This is a genomic window from Anaerosporobacter sp., assembly GCF_031551385.1.
In the GTDB taxonomy this organism is placed as follows: Bacteria; Bacillota; Clostridia; order Lachnospirales; family Lachnospiraceae; genus Anaerosporobacter.
Genome location: NZ_JAVBNS010000040.1, coordinates 1 through 18,129, shown reverse-complemented (window position 1 = coordinate 18,129; position 18,129 = coordinate 1). Strand labels below are relative to the sequence as shown.

At 35.4% G+C, this 18,129-nt stretch carries 14 protein-coding genes and 1 pseudogene; 12 read left to right on the top strand and 3 right to left on the bottom strand.

What is annotated here, in order from left to right; translation table 11 throughout:
- The 11 genes from RMR19_RS04850 to RMR19_RS04800 form a co-directional block, all read left to right on the top strand.
- On the top strand, positions 1-1,763 hold a 1,763-nt coding region (locus tag RMR19_RS04850), incomplete at its 5' end, for an MSCRAMM family protein (protein WP_310602370.1).
- Positions 1,732-2,388, top strand: a complete 657-nt coding sequence (locus tag RMR19_RS04845; RefSeq protein ID WP_310602369.1) for a class D sortase — start codon at positions 1,732-1,734, stop codon at positions 2,386-2,388. The genes RMR19_RS04850 and RMR19_RS04845, both read left to right, overlap by 32 nt.
- Before the next feature lie 88 nt (positions 2,389-2,476).
- Entirely contained in the window at positions 2,477-3,013 is a 537-nt protein-coding gene (locus RMR19_RS04840) for a shikimate kinase (protein WP_310602368.1), read from the top strand.
- A 131-nt stretch (positions 3,014-3,144) separates the two neighbouring features.
- On the top strand, positions 3,145-4,104 hold the full coding sequence (locus tag RMR19_RS04835) for a S8 family peptidase (protein WP_310602367.1): 960 nt from the start codon (positions 3,145-3,147) through the stop codon (positions 4,102-4,104).
- A gap of 188 nt (positions 4,105-4,292) precedes the next feature.
- Positions 4,293-5,198, top strand: coding sequence for a PfkB family carbohydrate kinase (locus RMR19_RS04830; protein ID WP_310602366.1), 906 nt, complete (start codon positions 4,293-4,295; stop codon positions 5,196-5,198).
- Between the two features lie 132 nt (positions 5,199-5,330).
- Positions 5,331-5,780, top strand: coding sequence for a MarR family winged helix-turn-helix transcriptional regulator (locus RMR19_RS04825; protein WP_310602365.1), 450 nt, complete (start codon positions 5,331-5,333; stop codon positions 5,778-5,780).
- Between the two features lie 19 nt (positions 5,781-5,799).
- Positions 5,800-8,097: an ABC transporter ATP-binding protein gene (locus RMR19_RS04820; protein WP_310602364.1), complete on the top strand. Its 2,298-nt coding sequence runs from the start codon at positions 5,800-5,802 to the stop codon at positions 8,095-8,097.
- On the top strand, positions 8,090-9,937 hold the full coding sequence (locus tag RMR19_RS04815) for an ABC transporter ATP-binding protein (RefSeq protein ID WP_310602363.1): 1,848 nt from the start codon (positions 8,090-8,092) through the stop codon (positions 9,935-9,937). The genes RMR19_RS04820 and RMR19_RS04815 overlap by 8 nt, the downstream gene beginning before the upstream one ends.
- A gap of 38 nt (positions 9,938-9,975) precedes the next feature.
- Entirely contained in the window at positions 9,976-10,557 is a 582-nt protein-coding gene (locus RMR19_RS04810; RefSeq protein ID WP_310602371.1) for a TetR/AcrR family transcriptional regulator, read from the top strand.
- Positions 10,558-10,688: 131 nt separating this feature from the next.
- Positions 10,689-12,464: an oleate hydratase gene (locus tag RMR19_RS04805; RefSeq protein ID WP_310602362.1), complete on the top strand. Its 1,776-nt coding sequence runs from the start codon at positions 10,689-10,691 to the stop codon at positions 12,462-12,464.
- A gap of 132 nt (positions 12,465-12,596) precedes the next feature.
- Positions 12,597-13,196, top strand: a complete 600-nt coding sequence (locus tag RMR19_RS04800) for a DUF1653 domain-containing protein (RefSeq protein WP_310602361.1) — start codon at positions 12,597-12,599, stop codon at positions 13,194-13,196.
- Between the two features lie 119 nt (positions 13,197-13,315).
- Here RMR19_RS04800 and arcC read toward each other — a convergent pair whose 3' ends face one another.
- From arcC to RMR19_RS04785, 3 genes are all read right to left on the bottom strand, one after another.
- On the bottom strand, positions 13,316-14,248 hold the full coding sequence (gene arcC, locus RMR19_RS04795; protein ID WP_310602360.1) for a carbamate kinase: 933 nt from the start codon (positions 14,246-14,248) through the stop codon (positions 13,316-13,318).
- A 211-nt stretch (positions 14,249-14,459) separates the two neighbouring features.
- Positions 14,460-14,945 (bottom strand): peptidoglycan-binding protein, encoded by a 486-nt coding sequence (locus tag RMR19_RS04790; RefSeq protein ID WP_310602359.1) that lies wholly within the window; start codon positions 14,943-14,945, stop codon positions 14,460-14,462.
- 55 nt (positions 14,946-15,000) lie between these two features.
- Entirely contained in the window at positions 15,001-17,535 is a 2,535-nt protein-coding gene (locus RMR19_RS04785; protein ID WP_310602358.1) for a DEAD/DEAH box helicase family protein, read from the bottom strand.
- A gap of 338 nt (positions 17,536-17,873) precedes the next feature.
- Here RMR19_RS04785 and RMR19_RS04780 point away from each other — a divergent pair.
- Positions 17,874-18,129: pseudogene (locus tag RMR19_RS04780) on the top strand (hypothetical protein); the annotation flags it as partial.

The following is an 18,129-nucleotide window of genomic DNA, read 5'->3' as shown; positions in this document are numbered from 1 at the left end:
TAGCTCTTGAAAACTATTCAGTGAAACAAACGGAACGAACAAGTGATTATATAATAAGCGATGCTACAGAAGTGGCAGAACTTACTTTAACAAATCTTGACGAGACGTTACGATTCACAAATCATAAAATACTGGCAGATGTAGAATTTACTGTTAAAGATGATATAAAGAACTTGCCATTAAAAGATGTTACGTACAAACTATATGATAAAAATGATACGGAACATGTAACTCCAATTGATGAGAAGACAAGTGGAGCAGATGGAGTGATTTCCTTTAAGGATGTACCAAAGGGAGAATACGAAATCGTTCCAACAAAAGTACCAACTGGTTATATACTACCAACAAGAGCGATAGAGGTTGACGTTACAGATGCTGTTGAAGAATTAAACGAAGTTGTAACACCAGAAGGTTTGCGTTCTGGAGTACATTATATAAGTGCAACACCGGGAAGTATTACAGTAGTATTGACTGATGTAGAAACAGACGCATTAATTGAAGCTGCAGAATTTGAAGTTTATAATAGTGAGGGTGTTCTTGTAGATACACTTACTACAGATGCAAACGGAGAATGCCGCATTACGGAGTTACCAATTGGAACATATTCAGTGAAACAAACGGAAGCAGCAAGTGGTTATATTAAGAGTACTGAATCAAAAACAACGGAACTTAAAATAACAGATCGTGATAAAGTAGTACCATTTACAAATCATAAAATATTAGCAACAATTAAGTTTCATGCTAAGTACGGTAATAACGAGAATTTAGTAGGAGCAACATATGTATTGTATGATGTAAATGATACAGAACGTTTATATCCAATTAAAACAACAGTGAGCACAACAGACGGACTAGTTAGCTTTACTGATGTACCAAAGGGCGAATATGTAATTATTCAAACTGCCGTACCAGAAGGTTTCTTATTAACATCAGAAGTGATATCGGTTGCAGTTACAGATGATGTCAAAGCATTGAATGAAACAATAGTACCAATACTTCCTACAACAGGAACTCAATTTACAAAAGAAATGGAAGGAACTGTTGTAATTATTATCAAGACAAAGCAAAAAGGTGTTACTTATACAATCTTTGATAAAGATGGGAATGAGCTTACATCTAAAGTTACTGATAAAACGGGAACAGCGACATTTGAACATGTTACCTATGGTGACTACACTGTGAAGCAAACGGATGCGCCAAGTGGTCTAGTTATTTCAAAAGATGAGCATCCAGCTAAGATTAGTCAGGATGGTGACATTGTTACAATCTACATTGATGCAATTGAACAGCTTGATGAGTATGGAGATTTCATACTAGAACGTGACATTGTTGATGGAGATGATGCCGATGGTGATCCAGACACAACGGATGTAGAAGATGAAGAATCTAATACAGACAAAACGGATAAAGGCAATAAGAATAATAATAAGAACAACGATAAAGATAAAAACAGCAATAAAAATGGCAATAAAGATAATGGTAACAAGAACAATGATACAAACAAGAATGGCCAAGGAACAAGCACTACAGAAGATGGTAATAGTAAAGTAACAGATGATAGTAGTGATAATTCAGGTAAGGATTCCTCAACAGGTAGTGGTAATCGCTCTAAAAATGATTCGGATGCGAATTCTACAAATACTACGGGTTCATTACCACAGGCTGGATATTTCTTTGATTTATCCGTGTTACTATACTTAGCAGCAGCAGTACTAGGAGTTGGAGTAGTCTATGAAGCGAAACGCAAAAAGGTACGTAGGTAAAATCTTAATTGCGATTGGTATTATATTAGTATGTGTTGTGATAGGAATACGATTTCATACGATTAGAAATCAAGAGAAGAGAATAGAGTCCTTTCTAAACTATATAGAGAGTTGCCAAAAGGCAGAGAATGAGCAATCAGATTTCGATAGCGAAGAGGATTCGAAAGAACCAACAATAAAAGAGGAGTTGCCAAGTAAGGAAACTCCTCAAGAGAATACATTAGTTATGGACGAGAACTTAATCGGAATCATGAGTATTGATAAACTTGATCTTACGGTTGCAATTGCAGAAGGCACGACGAACAAAGCAATGAAGTACTCCATAGGGCATTTTGAAGAAACATCTTTGCCTGGGGAGGAAGGGAATGCTTGCTTTATCGGTCATCGTAGCTATGCGTTTGGCCAGTACTTTAATCGCTTAGATGAATTAGAGATTGGAGACCGTATTGAGATTCTTACCGTAGCGGATACGCTTGTGTATGAAGTTGTAGAATCGTTTGTGGTGAATCCAGAAGATGTATGGGTTCTTGAGCAGACAGAGACAGAGATGATAACATTAATTACGTGTACACCTGTTAGAATTGCGACACATAGGCTAATTGTTCGAGCAGAACGAGTACGATAGAAAGAGAGCTTTTGCATTTGTTTGCAAAAGCTCTTTTATAATGGTAAAATAAGTAGCATGTAATGATAGAAAAGTAAGGAGAATAAGAATGTCGAAAGAAAAAGTGAAAGAGTTATTTCATAAAAATATTATGTTAATTGGATTTATGGGAACGGGAAAGAGTACGGTATCCTCTTACTTGAAGAATTGGCTTGATATGGAAGAAGTAGATTTGGATGCTATGATTGTTAAGAAGACAAGTATGAGTATACCAGATATATTTGAAAAATATGGAGAGGCACATTTTCGTGATTTGGAGACAGAGACATTACTTGATGTTCAAAAAAGAGAACAGCTAATTGTATCTTGTGGTGGTGGAATTGTTTTACGTGAAGAAAACGTAGAAGCCATGAAAGCAAACGGAAAGATTGTTTTATTAACAGCAACTCCAAAGACGGTATATGAACGTGTGAAAGATAGTAAGAATAGACCAATATTAAATGGCAATATGAATGTAGAATATATTGAGCAATTGATGGAGAAACGAAGAGAATGTTATCTTAAATGTGCTGATATTATTATTGCAACAGATGGTAAATCAGTAAAACAAATTGGTGAAGAACTGGTTCAAAAATTATTAGCGTAAAAGCAATAATTAAAATGAGATTCTGCTACTGTGAACGTTTGGCGTGAACAGTAGCTAAAATGAGATTCCCTCATATTATGATAGTAAGAAAGAGTTATAAATAGTGCTCGAAGTTACTGGAGGGAATATGAATGAATCGGGCTCGAGATATTGTGCATGCGAAAGCGGCATATGAAAGAGGTATATATGGTAACGGAATCGGTGTGGCTGTAGTAGATACTGGAATTATGGGCCACACTGATTTTGTTAGTGGCGGTAATCGAATTGTAGCTTTTAAGGATATGATTCATGGAAAGATAGATATGTACGATGATAACGGACATGGAACACATGTAGCTGGTATTGTAGGAGGGAATGGAACTGCTTCAGAGGGAAAGTATATGGGAATTGCACCGAAATGTAATATAATCGGTATCAAGGCTCTTAATTATAAAGGAAATGGTAATGTATCAGATGTGCTAACGGCATTTGATTGGATTATAGCAAACAAGGACAGATATAATATTCGAATTGTAAATATATCTGTTGGATCAACTTCGGATGAGAGTGCGAGTGAACAATCCAGTTTAGTAGTTGGAGTTGATGAGTTATGGAATCGTGGGTTTGTGGTAGTGGTTGCAGCCGGTAACAATGGACCAGGACCGAGAACGATATCCATGCCGGGAATTAGTCGAAAAGTTATTACCGTAGGAGCAAGTGATGATAATGTGTCTGTTGAGGTTTTCGGTACGAAGACAATTGACTATTCTGGGAGAGGGCCTACACTGGCATGTGTAAAGAAACCAGATGTTGTAGCACCGGGAAGTAATGTGGTGTCTTGCTGCCCTCCAAGGAATGATAATCGCTCAAATAGGGGATTATTGTTTGGAAGAGCAAAGAGTGAACCATATGGAGGTCTATACACAACGAAAAGTGGTACTTCAATGGCAACACCGATTGTAACAGGTGCGATGTCGTTACTGCTATCAGCATATCCAGATATGACAAATCGAGAGGTTAAGATTCGCGTTAAGAATAGTTCCACTGATTTAGGACTACAACACCAACAGCAAGGCTGGGGACTTTTGAATATAGATAAATTAATACCATAATAGAAATATAGCTAGTAATTTATAATGAAAAATAAGGTCTTATATCGATTGCATTCTAAAACGACATAAGACCTTTTATATAGGAGACCTTTTGGATTAAGAATATAAAAAATAGATAAAATGAATTTTAAAATACATGTTTAAATACTACATTTTAAAGATTTTAAAGATAAAGGGAGTAAACTAAGATGAAGAAGACATTAGTTATTGGATCAACAGTATTGGATATTATTATACAGATAGATCATTTACCAAAGACAAGTGAAGATATTCATATTAAAGGACAGCAGATGGCCCTTGGCGGTTGTGCGTATAATGCCGCTGACATAATGCGAAAATTCGATGTGCCATATACGTTGCTGTCACCGATTGGGACAGGCAGATATGCAAGCATTGTGGAAAGTATGTTACAAGAGAAAGGCATGGAAAGTGCGGTTAATCTTGATACAGAGGATAATGGTTTTTGCTTATGTATGGTAGAAAAAGATGGCGAGAGAACGTTTGTTGTTCATCATGGTGTAGAGTATCGTTTTCAGAAGGAATGGGTAACAGAGAAGATGAAGGCGGAGCATGACAGCGTGTATATTGCTGGACTTGAGATAGAGGAACGAGATGGATTGGAAATCATAGAATTTATCGAAGAAAATCCCGAATATCAAGTATACTTTGCACCAGGACCAAGATTAAGTAAGATTGGAAATGAAAAACTAGATAGGATTTTTGCGCGTAAACCGATTATTCATCTGAATGAGGAAGAGGCGATGGAACTTGGTCAAGCTACGAATTACGAAGAGGCAGCAAAGGCAATCCATGCGATAACAAATAACACGGTTATTATTACTCTTGGAAAAAATGGTGCATACTATTACGAGAATGGACAAGGTAATCTTGTGAAAGGTGAGGAGGCAACGGTAGTAGACACAATTGGTGCAGGAGATGCTCATATTGGAACAATTATGGCTTCTATGGAGCTGGGACTCACGATGGGGCAAGCAATAGAACGTGCGAATAAAGTGTCAGCAGCAGTAGTGAGTGTGCAAGGATCTTCTCTAACAGAACAACAATTTAGTTGTCTTCAATTAAAAAAAGCATAAACAATATGTAAAATTTGTATAAACATAAAAAGAGAGTATTGACATATATAATTTTTAGAATATAATAGTTAAGAAATGAAATAGTTTCTTTTGGAAACAATAAAAGAAATCTAAGAAGGGAGGCCCATTATTTTGGGAGAGGGTGAAATCTCATATGGACAGGAACTTATAAAAGTTATGAATAAACTTCATTGTATGAAGAAGCAGAGTAGAGGCTTTGGTGAACTGTCGCAGATGGACGGTATGATACTATTTTACCTTGACCACAATATTAATGATGATAATGCGCTTGGTATTAAAATTTCACAGATAACGAATGACTTAAAGCTTATGAAACCAGCGACTTCAAAAGCACTTAATTCTCTTGAAGAGAAAAATTATATCATAAGAAATATTGATCGTTCAGACAGAAGGGTAACATATGTTAGCATAACAAAAGAAGGTTATGCATTTATTAAGAGTATGCATGATGTAAGAAATCAGCATATTGAGGATTTAATGAATAAGCTTGGTGAGCATGATGCAAAGGAGTTAATCCGAATTGTGGATAAACTATATCAGATTGTTACTGGGGAGCAATAACTAGAGGAAGGAAGATAAGATGAAAAAATTAATGCGTTATTTAAAACCGTTTCGAGTTTCGATTTTAGCGGTAGTGGTATTGTTAGTGCTTCAAGCATTTTGTGATCTTTCATTACCACAATATACGTCATATATTGTTGATGTAGGCATTCAACAAGGAGGTATTGAGGACTGTGCACTAGAAGCAGTTCGAGTATCTACTTACCAGAAGATGCAGTATTTTATGAGTAGTGAGGATTCGGAATACGTATTGAAGCATTACAAATATGTTGGAAAAGAAACTAGTTCGGATTCTGAATATACAAAGTACTTAAAAAAATATGAGATCTTAGAGTCGGAAGATATCTATGTACTTGATACAAAAGACAAAGAAGTGAAAGAAAAGATTAGTGATATCATTGCAAAGCCACTTTTCATATCTGCAATGTTAGATGGTTCTATCAGTATGACATCGGATAGTGATGAAGCAACAGATGATTCGAGTAGTATGTCAGTACTGCCAGAAGAATTACAAGGTCAAGATATCTTTATGATGTTATCAATGATGACAGAAGAGCAGATAGCTGATTTTAATAGCCAAATTGATACTATGATGGAAGGTCTTACTTCAGCAATATTAAGTCAAAGTGCAGTTGTCGTAGTAAAACAAGAGTATTCAGCAATTGGTATGAATGTAAATCGTATTCAGATTAATTACATTGTAATGGCGGGTCTTAAAATGTTAGGGCTTGCAGTTGTTGGTATGATTGCAGCAATTATTGTAGGTTATCTTGCATCATTAATTGCAGCAGGTGTAAGTAAGAATGTTCGTGGTAAAGTGTTTGAAAAAGTTGTTGGATTCTCGAATGCAGAGTTTGATAAATTCTCAACAGCTTCTTTAATTACAAGAAGTACGAACGATATTCAGCAAGTACAGATGTTACTTGTTATGATGTTTAGAATGGTTTTATATGCACCAATCCTTGGTATTGGTGGTATTCTCAAAGTTGCCAATACGAAGACGAATATGGGTTGGATTATTGCAGTAGCTGTCGCAGCAGTTTTATTACTTGTAGGAACACTTATGATTATTGCGATGCCTAAGTTCAAGAGTATGCAAAAATTAGTAGACCGTTTGAACCTTGTTACAAGAGAAATTCTTACGGGACTTCCTGTAATTAGAGCATTTAGCCGTGAAAAACATGAGGAAAAACGTTTTGACGTAGCAAATCAAGATTTAACGAAAACAAATCTTTTTGTAAATCGTACAATGACATTTATGATGCCAATGATGATGTTTGTAATGAATGGAATCTCTCTTTTGATTATCTGGTTTGGAGGTAAAGGTATTAATGCAGGAACTCTTCAAGTTGGTGATATGATGGCATTCCTACAATATACAATGCAAATCGTAATGTCCTTCTTAATGTTATCCATGATATCTGTCATGTTACCTAGAGCAGCAGTATCAGCAAATCGTATTATGGAAGTAATAGATACAGAGAACTTAATAAAAGATCCTGAAAACAAAAAAGCATTCGTTCCTTCTAAAAAGGGTGTTGTTGAATTCAAGAATATGTCATTCGCTTATCCAAATGCAGAGGAAGATGTGCTTGTAGATATTACATTTACAGCGAATCCAGGTGAAACAACAGCGATTATTGGAAGTACAGGTAGTGGTAAATCTACATTGATTAACTTGATTCCTCGTCTATATGATGCAACAAAGGGTGAAGTTCTTGTTGATGGTGTAAATGTAAAAGACATTACACAACATGATTTAAGAGGAAGAATTGGTTTTATACCACAAAAGGGTGTTCTATTCTCAGGTACAATTGATTCGAATATCCGTTATGGTAAACAAGAAGCAACAGAGGAAGACATCAAGCGTGCAGTAAGAATTGCACAAGCACAGGACTTTATCGAAGAGAAACCAGACAAATATGAAGAGTCAATTGCACAAGGTGGTTCGAATGTATCAGGTGGTCAAAAGCAAAGATTATCCATCGCAAGAGCAATTGCAAAAGATCCAGAAATCTATATATTTGATGATAGTTTTTCTGCACTTGACTTTAAGACAGATGCAGCACTTCGTAAAGCGTTAAATGATGAGATTGCAGATAGTACGATTATTATCGTTGCACAACGTATCTCAACAATATTACATGCAGAGCAAATCATTGTATTAGATGAGGGTAAAGTTGTTGGAAAGGGTACACATTCTGAATTGTTAGCAAACTGTGATGTATATTACCAAATTGCATCTTCGCAATTATCAGAGAAAGAAATTGAGGCAAGTATAAAAGGAGCTAAGGAAGGAGGGGAAAGCCATGAGTAACGAAACAAAACGTCCAGCTAGACATAGAGGACCAGGTGGTCCAATGGGTGGAATGGCACCAGGTGAAAAACCAAAAGATTTCAAGAAGGCTATGGCAGGCCTTGGTGGTTATCTAGCAAAATATAAGTTCCGAATCATCCTTGTTATCTTATTTGCAATTGGTGGTACAATATTTAATATCGTAGGGCCTAAGATCCTTGGTCATGCAACAACAGAGATTTTTGAGGGTCTAGTAAGAAAGATTAAAGGTACTGGTGGAATTGATTTTGATGCAATACTTAAAATAATTATTACTATTTTGGCTTTATATGGAGTTGCTATGCTATTCTCTTTGATCCAAGGTTTCATTATGACAGGAATCTCACAGAAAGTAACGTATGATCTTCGTAAGGAGATAGCAGCTAAGATTAATCGTATGCCAATGAACTACTTTGATACAAAAACACATGGTGAAGTATTATCAAGAGTAACGAATGATATTGATGTTTTGAGTAACAGTTTAAATCAAAGTATTACGCAGACAATTACTTCTGTAACGATGGTTATTGGTATTGCTGTAATGATGTTATCAATCAGTGGTTGGATGACATTAGTAGCGTTACTTACATTGCCTGTGTCTATGATAATCATCTCAAAGGTTATTAAGAAATCACAAAAATACTTCGTTCAACAACAAGAATATCTTGGTCATGTGAATGGTCAAGTAGAAGAAATCTACGGTGGTCACAACGTAGTGAAAGTATTCAATGGTGAAGAGGAAGCAATTAAAGAGTTCAATAAAGCAAATGATAAATTATTCGAATCTGCATGGAAATCGCAGTTCCTATCAGGAATGATGATGCCAGTTATGCAATTCGTAGGTAATATTGGTTATGTTGGTGTTGCGATTGTTGGTGGTTACTTAACAATCAAGAGTCGTGTATCTGTAGGTGATATTCAAGCATTTATTCAATATGTAAGAAGCTTTAATCAACCAATTGCACAGATGGCACAGATTTCAAATCAAGTACAATCAACAGCGGCAGCAGCAGAGCGTGTGTTTGAATTCTTGAATGAAGAGGAAGAGGATCAAACTGTAGAAAATGCAGTTGATGTTACAAATCTTGAAGGAAATGTTGAATTCAAAAATGTACACTTTGGTTACAACCCAGAGAAGATTATCGTAAACGACTTCAGCGCGAAAGTAACAGAAGGTCAGAAGGTAGCAATCGTTGGACCTACTGGAGCTGGTAAAACAACAATGATTAAACTATTGATGCGCTTCTATGATGTAAATGAAGGTGCAATCTTAGTAGATGGTCATGATGTTAGAGCGTTTAACAGAAGTGAACTACGTGAACTTTTTGGTATGGTATTACAAGATACTTGGTTGTTTAATGGAACAATTATGGAAAACATTCGCTATGGTAAACCAGGTGCAACCGATGAGGAAGTTATTGCAGCAGCGAAAGCAGCTCATGTTCATCACTTTATTCAAACATTACCAGATGGCTATAACATGGTACTGAATGAAGAAGCAAGTAATGTCTCACAAGGACAGAAACAGTTGCTTACGATTGCAAGAGCGATTCTTGCAGATCCTAAGATTTTGATTCTTGATGAAGCAACAAGTTCTGTAGATACAAGAACAGAAATCCGTATTCAAAAGGCGATGAACAACTTAATGAAGGGCAGAACAAGTTTTGTTATTGCACATCGTCTATCAACAATCAAGGATGCAGATTTAATCTTAGTTATGAACAATGGTGATATTGTTGAACAAGGTAGCCATGAAGAGTTACTTGCACAAGGTGGATTCTATGAGAAACTTTATAATTCACAGTTTGAAGAGACAGCTTAAAAGTAGGTGCAGGTTATGAGAAAGGCGTGGTTATTAAAATGTCACAAGTTACAAAACGAGCATTAGAGGCGTCTCTCAAGAATATGCTACTAAAAAAAACGCTAGACAAAATTACAATTAGCGATATTACAGAGGATTGTGGAATCAATAGGATGACGTTTTATTACCATTTTAAGGATATCTATGACCTTGTAGAATGGTCTTGTGTTGAAGATGCCAAGAGAGCTTTGGAGGGAAAGAAGACCTACGATACATGGCAACAGGGATTTCTCCAAATATTCGAGGCAGTTTTAGATAACAAACCTTTTGTTTTAAACGTCTATCGGTCTGTTAGTCGTGAGCAGGTAGATATCTATCTGTATAAATTGACTTATGACTTGATGATTGGTGTGGTGAAAGAAAAAGCGAAAGATATGTCTGTCCGTCAAGAAGATATGGAATTCATTGCTGACTTCTATAAGTATGCTTTTGTAGGGCTTATGATAGACTGGGTAAAGAATGATATGAAGGAAGATCCACAAAAGATGATTGATCGTCTTTCGGAACTTGTGTCGGGCAATATTACAGTAGCACTTGAGCGATATAGAACAGATAAACCTACATCAAACTCTATTGAATGATAAAAAAACCATCTATTTTTTCGCCGTGATAAAAATCTTATCACGGCGATTTTTTTGTTTATTGGACTCTATGATAAAACTTGCTACAATGTAGCTATCAATAAGAAAACAAAAAACAGGAGGTAGAAAATATGTATTATTCAAGTGGTAATTATGAAGCATTTGCAAGACCAAGAAAACCAGAAGGTGTTGATAGTAAATCCGCATACATTGTTGGAAGTGGGCTCGCAGCACTAACGGCTGCCTGCTATCTTGTCCGTGACGGTCAGATGAAAGGGGAACGAGTTCATATTCTAGAGAAGGAAGCTCTTCCTGGTGGTGCATGTGATGGTTTCAAAGTTGAAAATGTAGGCTACGTTATGCGTGGTGGTCGTGAAATGGACAATCACTTTGAGGTAATGTGGGATTTGTTCCACTCTATTCCTTCTATTGAAACGGAAGGCATTAGTGTGTTAGACGAGTACTACTGGCTTAATAAAGAGGATCCCAACTATTCCCTTTGCCGTGCAACAATCAATTGTGGTGAAGATGCTCACACGGATGGAAAATTTGATATTTCTGATAAGGGTGCAATGGAAATTATGGAGTTGTTCTTTACACCAAATGAAGCCCTACAGGATAAACGTATTACAGATGTATTTAGTGAAGAAGTGCTAAAGTCCAATTTCTGGCTCTATTGGCGCACAATGTTTGCTTTTGAAAACTGGCACAGTGCATTAGAAATGAAGTTGTATATCCAACGATTTATTCATCACATCGGGGGACTTCCTGATTTCAAAGCGTTGCGTTTTACTAAGTACAACCAGTATGAGTCAATGATACTGCCAATGGTAAAATATCTAGAAAGCTTTGGCGTTCAGTTCCACTATGGTGTCAAGGTAGTTAATGTTCAGTTTGACTGCTCAACTAAGAGGAAGGTAGCGACTCGCATTGATGTTATCCAAGATGGAAAAGAAGACGGCATTGATTTGACCGAAAATGACCTTGTATTCATTACCAACGGTGGTTGTGTGGAGAACTCTACTATAGGTGACCAGAATACACCTGCTGTATATAATAAAGAAATCAAAGCTGGTGGTGGCTGGGATATGTGGCGTAAAATTGCAGCACAAGATGTTGCATTTGGTAATCCAGATAAGTTTTGCTACGATCCAGAACAGACAAACTGGTTGAGTGCGACGGTAGAAACGTTGGATCAGAGAATTATTCCTTATATCAAGAATATCTGCAAACGTGATCCGTTTACAGGTAAGGTTGTTACAGGTGGTATTGTTACAGCAAAGGATTCCTCTTGGTTGTTGAGTTGGACAATCAACCGTCAACCACAGTTTAGGGAACAGCCGAAAGATCATTGCCTAGTGTGGGTATATGGTTTGTTCTCTGATAAACCTGGCGACTATGTGAAAAAGCCGATGCGTGACTGTACTGGTAAGGAAATCTGTATGGAGTGGTTGTACCACATTGGTGTTCCAGAGAATGAGATTGAGGAGCTTGCAAGTACAAGTGCTAACACTGTCCCTTGTATGATGCCTTATATTACAGCATTCTTTATGCCACGTGCCATCGGTGATCGTCCAGCCGTAGTTCCAGAAGGTGCTGTCAACTTTGCATTCCTTGGACAATTTGCAGAAACTCCTAGAGATACAATTTTCACAACGGAGTATTCTATGCGTACGGGTATGGAAGCGGTATATACGTTATTGAATGTGGATCGAGGTGTGCCAGAAGTCTGGGGTAGTGTATATGATGTTCGTTCATTGCTTGATTCAACTGTAAAACTTCGTGACGGTAAGAAAGCAACGGATATGCACCTTGGAATGAAAGAGAAATTGGCTGTTAAAAAATTGCTCGGTCGTATTTCAGGAACGGAAATAGAAAAGATTTTGAAGGAATATCATGTGATTTAGTGAGATAATTCAAACATACTCAGGTTGAACTCATGTGAAACTTATGATAAAATAAGAAAATAGATAAAAAAGTTATTGTAGAGATTATCTTTGCAATAACTTTTTTTCATAGAGAGGAGCGAACGTATAGATATGCAAAGTAGAGAATGTATCGTATCAGGAACGTTAATGAAGCATTTTAAAGGAATGTTATATCAGATTGTATCAATAGCTATTCATTCCGAAACAAGTGAAGAATATGTTGTGTATCAAGCCCTTTATGGAGACTATAAGACGTATGTAAGGCCTCTTGCTATGTTTCTTAGTGAGGTTGACCATGAGAAATATCCAGAAGTAACGCAGAAGTATCGTTTTGAGGTGTATAAACCAGAGAATGCCTCAGAAAAAGCAATAGAGATAAAAAATGCAATAGAAATAGCAGAAGATAAGGAAGTCGTAAAGAAGATACAGGAGACCGATGATATTGATGAGATGAAAAAAGAGTCTTCTGAAAATCTTGAGAATACTATAGACGTACAACAAGCTTTGTTAGATTTTCTTGATGCAAGAAGTTACAAAGATAAGTTAGAACAGTTAGAACAAATGAAGAAAAACATAGATTCTCATATTGTTAACAGTATGGCAATTTCACTTGATTTACTGTTAGTAACAGAAACCGTAGAGGAACAATTAGAAGAGATTCGTAATTGTTTACTTACCCATATGAGATTTGAAGATAGAAGATTACGATAGTGGGTTTATATAAAAAGAAGAATGCCATTTGAAGGGGAATTATTATCCATCAAATGGCATTTTATCGTTTAATGTGTGTTTATCTATAACTGTACTGGGGTACATCTTTCAAGCTACGATTACTTAACAAAATGCGTACCAGTTTTGCCCTTAATCGCATCGTTAGCTTTATCAAGATGAGAAATAATAGCAGCATGCTCTGGATTTGTTGAAACAAAGTTAATAGCAGCTTCTACTTTAGGTTGCATTGAGCCAGCCGCAAAGTGTCCTTCAAACATATAGGCTTTCGCATCTTCAAGAGTAAGAGTTTCTAAAGGAGTCTCGTTATCACTTCCGAAGTTTAAACATACACGTTCTACCCCTGTTAAAAGAAGAAGAGTGTCAGCATCTAGTAGTTCAGCCATCTTAGCACTTACTAAGTCTTTTTCAATAACAGCACTTGCACCTTTTAGTCTTGTACCTTGTTCTAGTACAGGAATACCACCACCGCCACAAGCAATAACAACTTGACCAGCATCTAAAAGTGCACGAACAGCATCAATTTCATAGATATCAATTGGTTTTGGTGCAGCGATAATTCTACGGAACCCATCGCCTTCTGGAATAACATGATTACCCTTTTGCTTTTCCTTCTTAGCTTCTTCAGCAGACATAACACGTCCGATTACTTTTGTTGGAGTGTGGAAAGCAGGATCGAAAATATCAACACGAACTTGTGTGATAATTGTAGAAACTGTTTTGTAGATTCCACGATTTAATAATTCTGTACGGATTGAATTCTGCAAATCATATCCAATATATCCTTGACTCATTGCACTACAAATTGACATTGGAGCAACTGTTTGCTCTTTATTAAGAAGACTATATTCTGTCATTGCTTTATGAATCATACCAACTTGTGGCGCATTACTATGTGTGATTACTACTTGATATTTGGCTTCAACTAAATCAGCAATTGCAATGGCAGCATTCTTGATTGCTTCCTGTTGTTCAGGGAATGTTTTTCCGAAAGCACTATGTCCTAAAGCAACTACTATTTTTTTATTCTGCATGGCGTTACCTCATTCCTTACGTTTTATATGTATGATACCAAGGGCAAACTGTTATGCATAGCAATCCGTGGTATCCGTTGTGGACAAAATAATTTTTGACGACAACATCATATGTATAAAAATAATATAACATATCTGCTTTGGAAATCCAATAGAGTTAAGAAAAAAGCTTCGCTTTTAACTGGCTTTAAATTGGTTGAAAGCCTATTCTTTATTTGATTCCAAGTGATTTTTTCAGTTTGCTATCTATCTTTGTGTTTACAGTAAGCCCCTTGTCTTGTTTGTATTTTTTAATTGCATTTTTCGTTTTCTTACCACAAATTCCATCGGGTGTGCCACAATCATAGCCAAGTTTATTCAAAGCAGTTTGAACTTTCTTAATTGTTGAAGAAGAAGTAGTTGTCGTTGTTGTTTTCTTTGTGGTTGAGGTAGACGAATTGCTTGTAGTAGATGAGCTACTATATGGACAAACACCATTTTTATGAAGATGTGCTTCATGACCACCACAATGGTAATGATAGCTGCCTAAGCCACTTTTGTTTTTATTGTCTTTATGTCCACCACTTGAATCCGTTCTTCCAGAGTGTGACTGAATTGGTGAGGCAGCAGCTGGTATGTATGTAAAATTGGTTACCGTTACTGCTACTGTTAGTGCTAGTACTGCCTTTTTGATTTTTAAAGTTATGTTTTTTCTCATAAGTGATTTCCTCCCTTGTATGTTGAATTACTAGATTTTGTACTCTGCTACTAGTTTATTTCTTCTTTAGTTTTAAATCACATCCTAGTAATTTTATTAGATCTGAAGATTCTAGGCTATTTAGTTTTAATGCAGTTTCTATTTCATAATCGGATATTGTTCCAAGCTCAAACTTCAATATGTATTCAATAAAGCACTTAATTTTTTTCTTGAAATTTTCTAATTGGTTTTGCATACATATTTTAACATCAGCACTGAAAAACACACCCTCTTCGATTTTGTTGGTAGTAATAATCATTAAAGCATCTTTTTCGTATCCAGGATATTTGTGTTCAAACCAAGAACACGATCTTGACATTTGTCCTACTTCATCTCTGGAAATGAATTGTCTTCCATCTATAACTTCATTCTTACACTCTATAATAAGAAATTTTTTATTACTTATTTGCCATAAATTATCAGGTCCCTCTTTTTGCTCTTTTTCTGGACGGAATGATTCATATCCCAGTATTATTCCGATATCTTTCACAGCCTTTTCGAATTTTTCAGCTTTCACAGCAAACGCTAGTTTACTTAGGATATCGGCTATTTCTAATCTTATATCATCATTTTTTGAAAATCGATTAATCCAGTTTTTTATATTCTGTACCCTTTTCAAATCCAGTACTTGTTTCGGCCTGCAAATTTGTCGATTTTCAGGTGATAATAAATAGGAGTTGTTTTTGTGAGCAATAGTTTGATAATGGATACTTTTTGCTTGATCAGTTCCAAATAAATAACGCGCTATTTTCTGTAAGTACCACCCTTTTTGCTGGAAATCATCTGTGAAGTTTTTATCGATTATATTTTGTAGTATCTCAGTTGCTTTATCATATTTTTTTTCTTTATAAAATTGTTCTGCTTTACATTCCATTTCGAATACGTTAAGCATAGAATAATCATTTGTTTTAGGTATTAGAGTATTCATTTCTTCTTTATAATACTCCTTCCAATCTACATCGCGTCGTAAACATTGATTAATTACATCTACTAAACATTTTGTAATATTACACCCTGTATTTGTTTTATCGTCTAGTGCAAACCCTGTTATCTTTTTACCAATCTCCACCTGCTTTTCGGTTTGGGAAGAAAAGTATTTAGCAGTTTTACTACTTTTAATAAAATTAACTAAATCACTTCCTAAAATTATTATCACAGAATAATCTCTAGGTCCTCTAACGGCTCTACCTAAGCCTTGCTCCACAGTCTGGGTTCTTTTTTTTAATATGTAATCACTATCACTTAAGCAGGACTCCATAAGTTCTTCTTCCAAACTACTTCCTTGTGGTAAAGAATCAATAATAAGTATTCTACAGGCCTTGTCTGGCAAATCAATTCCGTCATATCTATTTGAGATTGCAATTACTTGTTCAATTCCGACTCCTTGCAAATTACTTATTACATCATAAATATTGTCCTTTGTAGTAAAAAGCGCCCCATCATGTTCCCACTCTTTAGCCTTGTAATTAGAAGGTAGTAGCGAAACAATACCGTATTTTAGGGTTGCACTTTTACAAAGCCATTTTCTGATTGTATCTCTATTTCCCTCTTCTTGATTGATATCTTCTGGAATTAAAATCATTTTTTCACCAGACCAAGTTTTGCTTGTATCAACCAAGGCATTCTTTATTGTTTCTGTTTTTATTCCCAACGTTTTAACTAAAAAAGAATCGTCATTGTATGTAGCAGACATAAATATTTTACGATTAGCTTTTGTATATGAGCCGTACTTATCTATTAAAGATATTATCGGATATATTTCAATCCTATCACCTGATACAATACAGTCACAATCCTTTAAATTATCTTTTAATAAGTTCCAGGAAAAGCGAAGTTCCATATCATCGTCATAATTAGCTAAAAGTCTAGCAACCTCATTTACCTTGTTAAGCCATCCCCAATAGGGCACTTGAAGTATGCTATCTCGTTTCCCAGCTTTAATTTCTTCAAATGTGCCAAGACCTTGTTCTGATAATTCCTCAGCAAAAAGTGATTGAAGTTCATTTAAAAGATTTTCATTTTTCTTTTTGGTAATAACAATTTTAAAGGAATCATTAATAACATTCAGGCATTGATGAGCGTCATCCATAATTATTGCATATACATTTTTAGATTTATATTCAATTCCAAACTTACTTTTTCCGTTGAATAATTTTTGACATGTTGTGATATATATTGTGTTATCACCATCGTATGCTTCTGGCATTTTATCAACTTCAATACTATATGAAAACCCAAACATTCTAGCTTGATTGCATGTTTGATCAACTAAGTAGTTATTTGGACATAGATATAGAACTGGGCCTTTTTTCTCATTTAAATAAGATTGCAAAATCAATAGTCCAACTAAAGTTTTTCCTTCACCTGTATGTAATTTGATAATCAATTCTTCTTTATCTCTAAAATTGGAAAACCATTCTTTTAATACTTCTTTTTGGGTGTCACGCAAATCTCCTTTGTCACTTTGAAGATCCAATTTCTTATATATTAAATTTGGATCAATTGGTGCAGTATTCTCCTGTTTTAGTGTTTTGCTTTTGAAATCAATCATATTCTTCCTCCATTTGTATTGGTATAATTATATAAATACTATATATGAATTAATTGGAAATAGCAATTAATTATTACGATTTGGGTAAAAATATTGTACATTTTATGTTTTTAAATCGAAATAACATGGTATTTTATATAAATACAAATACAATTTGACAAACCATTCTACTGTAATTAGAATGACTCTATGAGAGTGAATTTTTGTGGGAAAAGTTCAATATAGGGACGATTTAATAGAAGATTGATTATTTAAAATATTGAGAAAGGAATCATGCATAAATTAGGACATTATTGCCCTAAACTCGACTTTTTATAGTAATATGCATGAAAAAGGACATGGAAAGAGTACAAATTAAAACACCAGGATTTTTTTCAAGACAAGTTGCAGCAGATAATCGAAGAGAAGAATTCGATTGTAAAAATGAAGTATTAGTAACGAATAATGTAAAGCCGGACTTTGTTTTTATAGGAGATTCCATCACACAGATGTGGGAATTGAATGCATATTTTAATAAAGCGGGAATGGTGATTGTTAACAGAGGAATTGGTGGTGATACTTCCGAATACCTTTTGAAAAGATTTGAGGCAGATG

Coding starts and splice junctions, on each gene's coding strand:
- RMR19_RS04845 (WP_310602369.1), top strand. CDS start 1,732: ATGAAGCGAAACGCAAAAAGGTACGTAGGTAAAATCTTAATTGCGATT.
- RMR19_RS04840 (WP_310602368.1), top strand. CDS start 2,477: ATGTCGAAAGAAAAAGTGAAAGAGTTATTTCATAAAAATATTATGTTA.
- RMR19_RS04835 (WP_310602367.1), top strand. CDS start 3,145: ATGAATCGGGCTCGAGATATTGTGCATGCGAAAGCGGCATATGAAAGA.
- RMR19_RS04830 (WP_310602366.1), top strand. CDS start 4,293: ATGAAGAAGACATTAGTTATTGGATCAACAGTATTGGATATTATTATA.
- RMR19_RS04820 (WP_310602364.1), top strand. CDS start 5,800: ATGAAAAAATTAATGCGTTATTTAAAACCGTTTCGAGTTTCGATTTTA.
- RMR19_RS04815 (WP_310602363.1), top strand. CDS start 8,090: ATGAGTAACGAAACAAAACGTCCAGCTAGACATAGAGGACCAGGTGGT.
- RMR19_RS04810 (WP_310602371.1), top strand. CDS start 9,976: ATGTCACAAGTTACAAAACGAGCATTAGAGGCGTCTCTCAAGAATATG.
- RMR19_RS04805 (WP_310602362.1), top strand. CDS start 10,689: ATGTATTATTCAAGTGGTAATTATGAAGCATTTGCAAGACCAAGAAAA.
- RMR19_RS04800 (WP_310602361.1), top strand. CDS start 12,597: ATGCAAAGTAGAGAATGTATCGTATCAGGAACGTTAATGAAGCATTTT.
- arcC (WP_310602360.1), bottom strand. CDS start 14,248: ATGCAGAATAAAAAAATAGTAGTTGCTTTAGGACATAGTGCTTTCGGA.
- RMR19_RS04790 (WP_310602359.1), bottom strand. CDS start 14,945: ATGAGAAAAAACATAACTTTAAAAATCAAAAAGGCAGTACTAGCACTA.
- RMR19_RS04785 (WP_310602358.1), bottom strand. CDS start 17,535: ATGATTGATTTCAAAAGCAAAACACTAAAACAGGAGAATACTGCACCA.